The organism is Phocaeicola sp. HCN-6420 (assembly GCF_037890145.1).
Lineage (GTDB): Bacteria > Bacteroidota > Bacteroidia > Bacteroidales > Bacteroidaceae > Phocaeicola.
Genome location: NZ_JBBKBJ010000001.1, coordinates 92,022 through 105,249, shown reverse-complemented (window position 1 = coordinate 105,249; position 13,228 = coordinate 92,022). Strand labels below are relative to the sequence as shown.

Here is a 13,228-nt window from a genome sequence, read left to right as displayed (position 1 = left end):
ATAGAAAAAACACAGAAGAATTATGAAAGGTATAGTTTTAGCGGGAGGTTCAGGTACTCGCCTCTACCCCATTACAAAAGGAGTTTCCAAACAACTGCTCCCCATCTTCGACAAGCCTATGGTATATTATCCCATTTCAACGCTGATGCTTGCCGGAATACGCGAAATACTTATTATATCTACTCCATACGACCTTCCGGGATTCCGTCGTCTGCTGGGTGACGGAAGTGATTTCGGCGTACATTTTGAATATGCAGAACAGCCTTCACCCGATGGACTGGCACAGGCATTCATCATCGGCGAAAAGTTTATCGGTAATGATGCCGCTTGTCTGGTACTTGGTGACAACATCTTCCACGGCAACGGATTTACTGCCATGCTTAAAGAGGCTGTCCGTACAGCGGAAGAAGAAGCAAAAGCAACAGTCTTCGGTTACTGGGTAAGCGACCCTGAACGTTATGGAGTTGCAGAATTTGATGAAGCGGGAAACTGTCTTTCCATTGAAGAAAAACCTGAACATCCCAAATCGAACTATGCGGTAACCGGACTTTATTTCTATCCGAACAAGGTTGTAGACATAGCCAAGCATATCAAACCATCGGCACGAGGAGAGCTTGAAATTACAACTGTCAACCAACGTTTCCTTGCCGATGGGGAATTAAAAGTGCAAACGCTGGGACGTGGATTTGCATGGCTTGATACTGGCACACACGATTCACTGGCTGAAGCATCTACTTACATCGAAGTGATAGAAAAACGTCAGGGACTGAAAGTTGCCTGTCTGGAAGGCATAGCTTTACGCCATGGCTGGATTACTGCTGAAAAAATGCGTCAGCTTGCACAGCCTATGCTAAAAAACCAATATGGCCAGTATCTGCTAAAAGTAATTGATGAACTGGGACTGAACGATTAAATATTTATTTATATAAAGAAAATGAACGTTATCAAAACAGCTATCGACGGGGTGGTCATTATCGAGCCCCGTTTGTTTAAAGACGACAGAGGATATTTTTTTGAATCTTTTTCTGAAAGAGATTTCAATGCACAGGTGCGTACTGTACGTTTTGTGCAAGATAATGAAAGTAAATCAAGCTACGGTGTATTACGCGGGCTACATTTCCAGAAACCTCCCTTTGCACAGAGCAAGCTGGTCCGTGTTGTAAAGGGGGCAGTTCTCGATGTTGCTGTAGATATCCGTAAAGGCTCTCCTACTTTCGGACAGCATGTAGCTGTTGAACTGACCGAGGAAAATCACCGTCAGTTCTTTATTCCACGTGGTTTTGCGCACGGATTCAGCGTTTTGACCGAGGAAGTTATTTTCCAGTATAAATGTGATAATTTCTATGCTCCTCAGAGTGAAGGTGCCATAGCATGGAATGATCCGGCTCTTAGTATTGACTGGCGGATTCCGGCTGACAAGGTCGTTCTTTCCGAAAAGGATAAACATCATCCGCTTCTGAAGGACGCAGACTGGTTATTCAATTACAATGAAGAGCTCTATTGAACTGCAATCCATAAATAAATAAGCAGGCGAACATTTCTCAACCTTATTTCATTGAAAAATGTCCGCTTGTTTTATTATAAACAACCAGCTCATTGGTTGCCGAAAGTTTATGGCCAGCCTGATATATTTCCTTCAAATCAATCTCCAAATTCCTAAATCAATCAATTTCCTAAGAAGTTACTATCCTAATTTTAAAAGACAAATCCATTATTTCCACTCGAGAAGGGCAGAAATATTCCCAAGACTCAAGGGCTCGGAATTAATCCTTGTTTAAACATTTGCATTTCTCGCCCCTTTTAACGAACTTGCAAAACGAAACACTAACACAAATTTTATAACTATGAAAACAAGTTTTTACACCCTCTTGCTGGCCGCTTTGTTTACGGCTTGCACCGGGAATGAGGGACAAAAGGAACAAGACAAAACAACATTACCTTCCACAACAATCCGACTACTGGAAGGCGACATGCCCGATCCCTCTGTAGTACGGGTCAACGATACCTATTACATGGTACATTCATCTTTCATTTATAACCCGGGACTCATTGTTTACAATTCCAAGAACCTTGCCGACTGGACTCCATGTTCTGCAGCTTTACCAGAATATAATGGAGATATTTGGGCACCCGATTTATGTGTATATAACAATCGCTTTTACATTTATTTCCCGACTCGCAATGAAAAAGGAGAAAAAACAAATATGGTAACATGGGCAGATAGTCCTGAAGGTCCCTGGAGTACACCAATCGACTTAAAAGTAGGCGGTATAGATCCCGAGCATGTTACTGACGACGAAGGAAACCGCTATTTATTACTTAGCTCAGGAGATTTGCATCCTCTAAGTAAAGATGGTCTTTCGATCACTGCTAAACCGACAATAATCTATAAAGGTTGGGAAATTCCTGAAGAATGGGATATAGAAAGTTTCTCTCTCGAAGGACTTAATGTAAAGAAAATAGGAGAATGGTATTATCTATTAGCTGCTGAAGGTGGTACAGCCGGTCCCCCTACCGGCCATATGGTAATACAGGCACGTTCCAAAAAGATACAAGGTCCATGGGAAAACGCTCCCCAAAATCCATTACTTCGTACCTTATCTCCCGAGGAAACATGGTGGAGTCAGGGGCATGGATCGATAGTTGATACTCCGGATGGCAAATTACTGCTGTTCTTTCATGGTTATGAAAAAGGTTTTCTGACATTGGGACGTCAAACATTAGTACGTGAAGTTACGATTGGTAAGGACAAATGGCTACACCTGACGAACCAGCCAGCTCCGCTTCCTACTCCTCAGCGTCCCAAGCAACGTCATATAAAAGATTTTGTATGGCAAGCAGCCGGAGAAAACTTCTCCACCAGGTTTCATGTATCTCCCGAGCAAATTACACTACAAGGTAAAGGCAATAGTCCTCAAGATGCATCTCCCCTTTTAGCACGAGCAGGAGATCACAGTTACAAAATCGAAGCGTGTCTGGAACTGAACAATGAAAAAGCATCTGCTGGTTTAGTGATGTATTATAATAAGGATATGCATTTCGGATTAGGCTTCCGCCCCGGAGAACTATTACGCTATCGCCGAGGAGCTGTACATCGCAACCAGCCTAAAGTAGAAATAAAATTCAAAGATGGCAAGTGTCGTTTGTGGATACGACTGCAAAATGTTAATAATATAATCTCAGGATGGTATAGTAGCGACGGAAAGACATGGCACAAATATCCATGGGGCTTCGATATGCAAGGATATCATCATAACACATTAGGAGAGTTTCTCTCTGTACGTCCAGGTATTTACGCTGGAGGTGAAGGCGAAGTCTACGTTACCAATTTCACCTATCAGGCACTCTGACATATATGTTTAAAATTGTGCTCTTCAAAAAACTGTCCGACACATTAAAAAGACTTTAACTTAATCGAAACATTCGTACGTGTCTTGGACTACGACAACAAGCAAATAAAAAATGCAGACCTCAAACTTAAGGCCTGCATTTTTTATTTTTTTCTGTAACTTTATCAAGTAGTAATAACCAGTTTAATCATCATCACGATCCATATCAATCAGATTATATTTCAAGTCAAATTTCAAATCCCAAAAATTAGACAATTTTACTTCATACTCATATCGGTCTTTTTCAATTTGTATAATTTTAGCATCAGGATAATTTGTCTTTACGTATTTTACAATCTGTGCCGGAACAGCAGCTTCAGGAACAGAAGTACGCTTGCATTTCATTTCTTTCCAATTTCCTTGCTTGTCGAACTCCAGTCTGTCGCCGTCAACAAACATCACGTCGTAAGTCGTATCAAATAGATCCTTATCTACTTTCGAAAAAGCAATACTCTTATTAGCAAAATGTTTCTTGACGAATGTCTGAGCTACCTGAGGGAGCTGTTCGAAATTAATAGGTTTATCGTTATCTGCTACTACAACTTGCATCGTGAACAAACATACCAGGAAGAATACCAATTTTTTCATAATCGTAAGTTTTTAAGTTTATAATTGATTTGTTTTAATTTTCTAATGCAAAACTATCGCCCGAATCTGAAAAGAATTGGGAATCTTCCTGTAAAATTCACTTTTTATCTCATTTTTTCATTTTAAGCTCATACAAGTCACTACGACGGTCTCGCAGGTTACGTACACTTCCGTACGTATGTAATTCACTCAACAAGTCAAGATCAATATCTGATACCAGAATCATTTCTGTATTCGGAGTCGCTTCAGCACGTTTTCCATCTGTAGGGAAAGCAAAGTCACAAGGAGTAAATACCCCCGACTGAGCATACTGAATATCCATATTGTGTACACGAGGCAGATTACCTACACTTCCGGCTATAACCACAAAACATTCATTTTCTATAGCACGAGCTTGCGCACATACACGTACACGTGAATAACCATTTTGTGTATCGGTCAGGAAAGGTACAAACAAAATCTGCATACCTTGATCAGCCATAAGGCGCGACAATTCAGGGAATTCCACATCATAGCAAATCAGTACACCGATCTTGGCACAGTCCGTATCGAAGGTCTTCACCATACGTCCTCCACTAAGTCCCCAGCTTTTTACTTCATCCGGAGTAACATGTACCTTTTCATACATCTCATAAGTACCGTCACGACGGCACAAGAAACCGACATTATATAATCCGTTATCTTCTTTTACATAAGGCATACTACCAGTAATAATATTGATATTATGCTTAATGGCAAGATTGATAAAACGGTCGCGTACTTCTTCTGTATATTGAGCCAAGGCACGAATGGACTGCGCTTCTCCCATATCGTTGAACTTTGCCATCAACGGCGCATTGAAATACTCGGGGAACAATACAAAGTCACTTTTATAACCCGATACAGCATCGATAAAAAATTCCACTTGCTCGAATACATCATCCAGTGTTTTATACGAACGCATCTGCCACTGTACCAGTCCCACACGTACGGTTGTCTTACGGTCTACATACGAATCTGTAGGTGGCTGATAATAAATATTATCCCACTGCAACAAGGTCGCACAATGTTTGGATTCTTCATCGTTTGGCAAATAATTACGCATTACACGACGTACATGGAAATCGTTCGAAAGCTGGAAGGTCAATACCGGATCATAAATTTCACGTGAACGAACCTTTTCAATATATTCTTTCGGACGCATCGTATCAGCATACTTATGATAGTTCGGAATACGTCCGCCAAACATAATAGCTTTTAAATTCAGCTTTTCACAAAGCTCCTTACGGTACTCATACATACGGCGAGCCAATCGCAGACCTCTGTAATCAGGATGAATAAAGACCTCGATACCATATAAGATATTTCCCTTAGGATTATGCGTATTGAACGTTTCGTTTCCTGTTACCTTGGCATAGGTATGATCCCCTTTTACCATATCGTAATCTACAATAATAGATAATGCACATCCCACAATCTTATCATCAACGACAGTTACAATCTGTCCTTCCGGGAAAATAGTAATCAATTTTTCTATCTGTTCATGTGTCCAGAAGACATCTTTATCTGCATAGACGCGGGTAAACGACTGTGCAAGCTGGGCATAGTCCTCGATTTGCAGGTTGCGGACTTCCACCTTATTGATTTTTTGGATCGGTTTCATAACATATATTATTTTTATGCAAGGCAAAAGTACAAATAAATCTATTCGGCTATACAACCAACAATCTTTTTTTCAGTCAGCTTTTCCCTTATGAAAATAAAAGAATATTTAATCCATTCCAACTATCACGAAATTATTTTCATAAATAGACATTTTCAAATCTATATACTTATCGCACAAAAGCAGATAAACGACTACTGAACTATGAGTAATAAAGTGATTTTCTGTAGAAATAAGAAAATCAGGCATTTTTTTGCCATGCTATTTTTTTGATATATCTTTGCCATATATAAAATGATATTTAATCTGTTGAGAAAAATTCATTTATGAGAAAAGTTGCTTTAATAACCGGTATTACCGGACAAGACGGTTCATATCTGGCCGAATTCCTTATTGAAAAAGGATATGAGGTACATGGTATTCTACGCCGTTCATCGTCATTCAATACGGGACGTATTGAACATTTATATTTGGACGAATGGGTACGTGATATGAAACAATCACGTTTAGTAAATCTTCACTGGGGAGATATGACAGATTCCAGTTCACTAATACGAATCATTGGAGACATCCACCCTACTGAAATCTATAATCTGGCAGCACAAAGCCATGTAAAAGTTTCATTCGACGTCCCCGAATATACTGCCGAAGCGGACGCGATAGGTACATTGCGATTGCTGGAAGCTGTACGTATCTGCGGTTTGGAAAAAACTTGCCGCATCTATCAGGCATCCACCTCCGAACTTTTCGGTAAAGTACAAGAGGTTCCTCAGAAAGAAACTACTCCGTTCTATCCACGGTCTCCGTATGGCGTCGCCAAGCAATATGGTTTTTGGATTACTAAAAATTATCGTGAAAGCTACAACATGTTTGCCGTAAACGGAATCTTGTTTAATCATGAGTCTGAACGTCGTGGAGAAACATTTGTAACTCGTAAAATCACATTAGCAGCCGCCCGTATCAAACAAGGTTTCCAGGACAAATTGTATTTGGGAAATCTGGATGCACGCCGTGACTGGGGTTATGCTAAAGATTATGTAGAATGTATGTGGCTTATTCTTCAGTATGATAAGCCGGAAGATTTTGTCATAGCTACTGGTGAAATGCACACTGTACGTGAATTCTGTACGCTGGCATTTCAATACCTGGGCATCGAGCTTGAATGGCAAGGTAGTGGTGTTGACGAAAAAGGTATCGACCGAGCTACCGGACGAATTTTAGTAGAAGTCGACCCCAAATATTTCCGTCCATGCGAAGTTGAACAATTATTAGGTGATCCGACTAAAGCAAAAACACTTTTAGGCTGGAATCCTACCAAGACACCTTTTGCTGAGCTAGTACGTATCATGATAGAACATGACATGAAATTCGTAAAAAAGCTACATGCTAAAATGGAGTAAATATTTTATTTTTAATAGAATCAGAGTTGGCTTCTAATTTCTGCAATTAATCTTCTGTAAGATTAAAGTACATAAGAAAAATTAGGATAACTCTAAAAATAGAATTCCATAAAGGCGAACTTAAACATTAAGTTCACTTCCCTGCTTTAAAACAAATTTAACATGTTAGAAAAATCAGCAAAAATATATGTGGCAGGACACCGTGGTTTAGTCGGTTCTGCTATTTGGGAAAATCTGATGCAACGTGGATATACCAATCTGATAGGACGCACACACAAGGAGTTAGATTTGCTTGATCCGGTGGCCGTACGAAATTTCTTCGATGAAGAGCGTCCCGATGCTGTAGTACTGGCTGCAGCACATGTGGGAGGTATTATGGCAAACTTGCAGTACCGTGCGGATTTTATCTACCAGAACTTACAAATCCAGCAAAATGTGATAGGAGAAAGTTTCCGTCATGGCGTAAAGAAATTGCTATTTTTAGGTAGTACCTGTATCTACCCACGTGAAGCTCCACAGCCTATGAAAGAAGAAGCACTTCTAACTTCTCCATTAGAATACACTAATGAACCATACGCTATTGCTAAGATAGCGGGACTAAAGATGTGTGAAAGTTTCAATTTGCAATATGGTACAAACTATATAGCCGTCATGCCAACTAACCTATACGGTCCTAACGATAATTTCCATTTAGAAAACAGTCATGTACTGCCGGCTATGATCCGTAAAATTCATTTAGCAAAATGCTTGAATGAGAACAACTGGGATGCTGTCCGCAAAGATATCGACCTACGACCGGTAGAAGGTGTTGACGGGAGCTATTCGGACCAGGAAATTCTTGATAAGTTGGCTAAGTTCGGTATTACTCCTCAAACTGTAACGCTTTGGGGAACCGGAAAGCCATTGCGCGAATTTTTATGGAGTGAAGAAATGGCAGATGCCAGTGTACATGTATTATTGAACGTAGATTTTAAAGATACTTATACCGAAGGCTCAAAAGAGATACGCAATTGTCATATAAACGTTGGAACAGGCAAAGAATTATCCATCCGCGAAGTAGCAGAAAAAATAATAAAGGAAATTGGCTTCAAGGGTAAACTTCGTTGGGATGCCTCTAAACCGGATGGTACCATGCGCAAACTAACGGATGTATCAAAATTACATAGCCTGGGATGGCAGCATAAAATAGAGATAGACGAAGGTATACATCGACTGTACGAATGGTACCTGAAAGGTATTTGTATCAATCACCAAACTATATAACCAAAATGAAAAAACTTTTGTCACTTCCACCCAATTTAGTGGAATGCTTTTACGATATAGAACACGCAAGTCATAACGAATGGTTTTGTACATCCGATCCTATAGGAGCAAAATTAGGATCAGGTGGAGGTACTGCATGGCTGTTGCAAGCATGTAAAGAACATGAAGGCAACGCATCCTCACTTACCGACTGGTTAAGTAGTGAAAAACGTATTCTGTTACACGCCGGTGGACAGAGCCGAAGATTGCCAGCCTACGCTCCATCAGGAAAAATCCTCACTCCTATCCCCGTATTCCGCTGGGGACGCGGACAACGACTCACACAAAATCTGCTGTCACTTCAGCTTCCTCTTTATGAGCAAATTATGCAAAAAGCTCCTGACAGCTTACATACTCTTATAGCCAGTGGTGACGTTTATATTCGCGCAAAAGAAGCACTTCAAGACATCCCCGATGTTGACGTCGTATGCTATGGCTTATGGGTAGATCCTGAATTAGCTAAAAATCATGGTGTATTCGTTTCATCACGCAATAATCCAGAGGAGCTGGACTTCATGCTACAAAAGCCAAGCGTAGAAGAGCTAGGAACTTTGATGCAAAACTATCTCTTCCTTATGGATATAGGTATCTGGCTATTAAGCGACCGAGCTATCGAACTGATGGTAAAGCGTTCACTTAAGTCAGATGGTTCCATTGGCTTTTATGACATGTACTCTGATTTCGGTCCTGCCCTCGGCAGACATCCGCGCATAAAAGATAAGGAATTAAACGAATTGACTGTAGCAATTCTTCCACTACCAGGAGGTGAATTTCACCATTATGGTACAAGTCGGGAAATGATTTCATCTACCCTGGCTGTACAAAATTGTGTTATTGACCAACGAGCCATCATGCACAAAAAGGTTAAACCACATCCTGCAATCTTTGTACAGAATGCAATAATAGACTATACGCTGACCGCCAAGAATCCTGAAGTATGGATTGAAAACAGTTGTATAGGTAAAGAGTGGAATCTTCACTGTCGTAATATTATAACAGGAGTACCTGTCAACCAATGGCATATTAATGTACCAGAAGGTATTTGTATCGATGTAGTACCAATGGGAGAAAACGATTATGCAGCTCGCCCTTATGGCTTTAACGATGCATTCAAAGGTAGTCTGGAAAATGATTCAACACTATATCAAGGCATAGCTGTAAAGGAGTGGCTTTCCACCCGCGGACTAACTCCTGATATGATTGAACAGAATCACGACCTTCAGTCTGCACGCATATTTCCTATATGCAGTTCGATAGACGATTTGGGATTAGTTATGCGATGGATGACAAGTGAACCTGATTTAGAGGCCGGAAAAACAATCTGGTTGCAATCGAAAAAAGTCTCAGCTGACGAAATTTCAGCTTATGCCAATCTTCGTAGACTGACACAGCAGCGCGATATGTTCCGCAAAAACAGTTGGATTGCTTTGGCAAAGAATTATGAACGTAGTGTATTCTATCAGATCAATCTGCAAGAAGCTGCTGAAGAATATGCCCGTCACCAATTACCACTACCCGAAGCCCTTCCCGACTCGGCTCCTCTAATGACACGTATAAGTGATGCAATGTTTCGTGCACGCACCTTACAGCTCCAGGATGTTAACGGACAATTGGCAAACGAAGTTGCAAAAGAAGAAGAAAAAGCTTTTAGCCTGATGCGTGAAGGATTGACTTCGACAGTTAATCATAAACAACAGCCTCGTCTTTCGGTCTACCCAGACCAAATAGTATGGGGACGAAGTCCTGTACGTATAGATTTGGCGGGCGGTTGGACCGATACACCTCCCTACAGCTTGATGGAAGGTGGAAATGTTGTAAATATTGCTATCGAGCTAAACGGCCAGCCCCCTTTGCAAGTTTATGTCAAACCCTGCAAAGAGTATAAAATCATTCTTCGTTCCATCGATTTGGGAGCAATGGAAGTTATTACAACCTTTGATGAGCTCCATACATTTAACAAAGTAGGTTCTCCTTTCTCTATACCTAAAGCAGCCTTGGTGCTGGCCGGCTTCCACCCTGATTTTTCAGCAGAATCTTGTCCCTCACTGGAAGCTAAACTCCGTTCATTTGGAGCAGGTATTGAAGTAACACTACTTTCTGCAATTCCCGCCGGTTCCGGATTAGGTACAAGTTCCATTCTTGCCTCTACAGTTTTAGGTGCGATAAATGATTTTTGCGGTTTAAACTGGGACAAGCATGAAATAGGCAGCCGTACACTGATACTGGAGCAATTACTTACTACCGGTGGCGGTTGGCAAGATCAGTATGGAGGAGTATTGCAAGGTGTAAAACTGTTACAGACACATTCAGGATGGAATCAGGAGCCTATGGTACGCTGGTTACCAGATCATTTGTTCACGCACGACGAATATCGTCAGTGCCACTTGCTATACTATACAGGTATAACCCGTACAGCCAAAGGTATTTTAGCTGAAATCGTACGTGGAATGTTCCTTAACTCAACAGAGCATCTGAACCTCCTTGGACAGATGAAACAACATGCTCTTGACTTATATGATGCCATCCAACGCAACAGTTTTGAAGAGATGGGACGTCTGGTACGAAAGACTTGGCAGCAGAACCAATTGCTCGATGCAGGAACCAACCCTGATGCAGTAGCGGCTATCACCCGCCAGATAGACGATCTCTGTCTGGGATATAAACTTCCTGGTGCTGGAGGTGGCGGATATCTATATATGGTAGCAAAAGATCCAGAGGCGGCAGTACGTATCCGCAAGATTCTGACTCAGAACCCGCCTAATAATCGTGCTCGTTTTGTTGAAATGAGTCTTTCTGACAAAGGTTTGGAGGTAAGCCGCAGTTAAGAACTATCAAGCTAATTATATGAAACAAAAAATAAAACTGGTGCAGACGGCCGACGGGGTAAACTACCTCGTGCCGTTTGTACTTATTACTACATTGTTCTTTTTGTGGGGATTTGCCCACAGCATCTTAGATGTATTGAATAAACATTTTCAAGATGCATTAAGTATTTCAAAAACTCACTCGGCATTAATACAAGCAGTAGTATATGGAGGGTATTTTCTGATGGCAATGCCAGCTGGAGAAATTATCCGCCGTTACGGCTACCGGGCAGGTGTGGTTACCGGATTATTACTTTACGGCATCGGTGCACTCATGTTTATTCCGGGAGAACGAATCATGTCTTTTGAGTTTTTCCTGCTGTCATTATTCATTATCGGTTGCGGACTGACTTGTCTGGAAACAGCTGCCAATCCTTATGTAACAGTATTAGGCGAAAAAGAATCGGCAGAGAGAAGAATAAATTTAGCGCAGTCTTTCAACGGATTAGGATGGATTTGTGGTCCACTGGTTGGAGGTTTATTTCTATTCTCCGCTGATGGAGGAAGTGGAAATATTGCTATCCCATATGCCATTATTGGAATATTGGTATTACTTGTAGCAATTGTATTTTCAAGAATTCATTTACCAGAAATCAGCATTCCAGAAGAACCTGTAAGTACAACCACAACCAATAAATCCACCTCTCTATGGAAGCATCGCAACTTTACATTCGGACTTATTGCTTTGTTCTTTTATGTTGCAGCCCAAACCGGTATCAATAGTTTCTTTATCAATTACGTAACAGAGCATATCAACATATCAGCCCGTGAAGCCGCTCTGTGGCTTTCCTTTGTCGGTATGGGATTATTCATGGCAGGACGAATGGCCGGTAGTTGGATTATGGGATTTATCCGTGCTGAAAAACTATTAGCCTTTGTTGCTGCCGGGGCTATTTTAGCAATGATATTAGTCATGATGGGATTAGGACATATATCGTCTGGAGCATTCTTCTTTTGCTTTTTATGTGAATCAATCATGTTTCCTACTATCTTTGCTCTGGCAATCCGTGGCGTTGGGGAACATACCAAACGAGCTTCGTCCTATTTGATTATGAGCATCGTAGGAGGTGCAATAGCTCCTGTCATTATGGGCTATATAGCCGATACAATAAGTACTGCAACCGGATTCATTGTACCATTGCTTTGTTTTATTGTAATTCTGGCCTACGCTATTGATTTACGAAAGAAATGACATATTTTGCTATGTAAAAACAGCCTGATGCTAAGCCAATACATCAGGCTGGTATTCCGTATATTCTGAAAAGACAATGGAAGTTTATAAGGAATTTGTTCAATAACAAGATATCAATTTACATAGACTGTCTGGAAATACTTTTCAAAAAGCGCTCGAACTTCTTCCAGTTGTTCGGGCGTATTTTGTTTTACATCTTTCAATTTATAATCCAGCTTCATTGCTTCATATTTATGTACTCCTAAAGTATGATACGGAAGAATCTCTACACGCTGTATCATATGATAGTCTTTAAAATGCTCACCTAATGCCTCTATGTCCTCACGGAAAAAGCTATAACCTTGCACCAGTACGTAACGCAGCCAAAAAGGTTTTCCGTTTTCTTCCAGCCATGCCGCTGTGCGAAGTGTCTGCTCGTTACTACGCGATGTAAGAGTTTTATGACGTTCGTTATTGAATTCCTTCACATCGAGCAAAACCAAATCAGCAAGTGAGAAAAGTTCTTTCACATCTTCGTTCCAAATACCTCCGTTGGTATCCACGCAAATATGAATTCCAGCTTCTTTCAACATTCGAAATAGCGGTATCAAAGCTTTAGCCTGGAAAGTCGGCTCTCCACCACTAAACGTAACTCCCCCTTTCTTCCCGAAAAAAGGCTTCTGGCTGACAGCCATTTTCAAAATATCTTCAGGAGCAGTTTCTTTACTTTCTCCCTTTGCATCGATAGTATCAGGATTGGCACAATACAGACAACGGAAATTACAACCCTGCAAGAAAACCACGAGACGTATTCCCGGCCCATCATAAGTGCCAAGAGATTCGTATGAATGTACTCTAATCATCAGTATTTA

10 protein-coding genes are annotated in these 13,228 nt (G+C 40.9%); 7 read left to right on the top strand and 3 right to left on the bottom strand.

The annotated features are described in order from the left end of the window. Positions 1 to 22 precede the first annotated feature (22 nt). The 3 genes from rfbA (at position 23) to WKT12_RS00455 (ending at position 3,350) form a co-directional block, all read left to right on the top strand. Positions 23 to 913, top strand: coding sequence for a glucose-1-phosphate thymidylyltransferase RfbA (gene rfbA / locus WKT12_RS00465; protein WP_021971169.1), 891 nt, complete (start codon positions 23 to 25; stop codon positions 911 to 913). Between the two features lie 21 nt (positions 914 to 934). Then, the gene (rfbC, locus tag WKT12_RS00460) at positions 935 to 1,504 is read left to right on the top strand and encodes a dTDP-4-dehydrorhamnose 3,5-epimerase (protein ID WP_340318466.1); all 570 of its coding nucleotides are present in this window, start codon (positions 935 to 937) and stop codon (positions 1,502 to 1,504) included. Between the two features lie 340 nt (positions 1,505 to 1,844). Next, positions 1,845 to 3,350, top strand: coding sequence for a family 43 glycosylhydrolase (locus WKT12_RS00455; protein WP_340318465.1), 1,506 nt, complete (start codon positions 1,845 to 1,847; stop codon positions 3,348 to 3,350). 183 nt (positions 3,351 to 3,533) lie between these two features. On the opposite strand, the gene WKT12_RS00450 is transcribed toward WKT12_RS00455, so the two are convergent. Both WKT12_RS00450 and WKT12_RS00445 read right to left on the bottom strand, forming a co-directional pair. Beyond that, positions 3,534 to 3,977 carry a PepSY-like domain-containing protein gene (locus WKT12_RS00450; protein WP_340318464.1) on the bottom strand — a complete coding sequence of 148 codons (444 nt, stop codon included), beginning with the start codon at positions 3,975 to 3,977 and terminating at the stop codon, positions 3,534 to 3,536. A 109-nt stretch (positions 3,978 to 4,086) separates the two neighbouring features. Beyond that, a complete protein-coding gene (locus tag WKT12_RS00445) occupies positions 4,087 to 5,619 on the bottom strand; it encodes a carbon-nitrogen hydrolase family protein (RefSeq protein ID WP_021971166.1) in 1,533 nt (510 codons plus the stop codon). A gap of 326 nt (positions 5,620 to 5,945) precedes the next feature. Between WKT12_RS00445 and gmd the strand changes: the two genes are divergently transcribed. From gmd to WKT12_RS00425, 4 genes are all read left to right on the top strand, one after another. Beyond that, entirely contained in the window at positions 5,946 to 7,019 is a 1,074-nt protein-coding gene (gene gmd, locus WKT12_RS00440) for a GDP-mannose 4,6-dehydratase (RefSeq protein ID WP_340318463.1), read from the top strand. Positions 7,020 to 7,181: 162 nt separating this feature from the next. Continuing rightward, the gene (locus WKT12_RS00435) at positions 7,182 to 8,282 is read left to right on the top strand and encodes a GDP-L-fucose synthase family protein (RefSeq protein ID WP_340318462.1); all 1,101 of its coding nucleotides are present in this window, start codon (positions 7,182 to 7,184) and stop codon (positions 8,280 to 8,282) included. A 5-nt stretch (positions 8,283 to 8,287) separates the two neighbouring features. Beyond that, positions 8,288 to 11,146, top strand: coding sequence for a bifunctional fucokinase/fucose-1-phosphate guanylyltransferase (locus tag WKT12_RS00430; protein ID WP_340318461.1), 2,859 nt, complete (start codon positions 8,288 to 8,290; stop codon positions 11,144 to 11,146). Between the two features lie 19 nt (positions 11,147 to 11,165). After that, entirely contained in the window at positions 11,166 to 12,377 is a 1,212-nt protein-coding gene (locus WKT12_RS00425) for a sugar MFS transporter (protein WP_021971162.1), read from the top strand. A 113-nt stretch (positions 12,378 to 12,490) separates the two neighbouring features. Here the strand turns inward: WKT12_RS00425 and pflA are convergent, their stop codons facing one another. After that, positions 12,491 to 13,219, bottom strand: a complete 729-nt coding sequence (gene pflA / locus WKT12_RS00420) for a pyruvate formate-lyase-activating protein (protein ID WP_021971161.1) — start codon at positions 13,217 to 13,219, stop codon at positions 12,491 to 12,493. Positions 13,220 to 13,228: the final 9 nt, after the last annotated feature.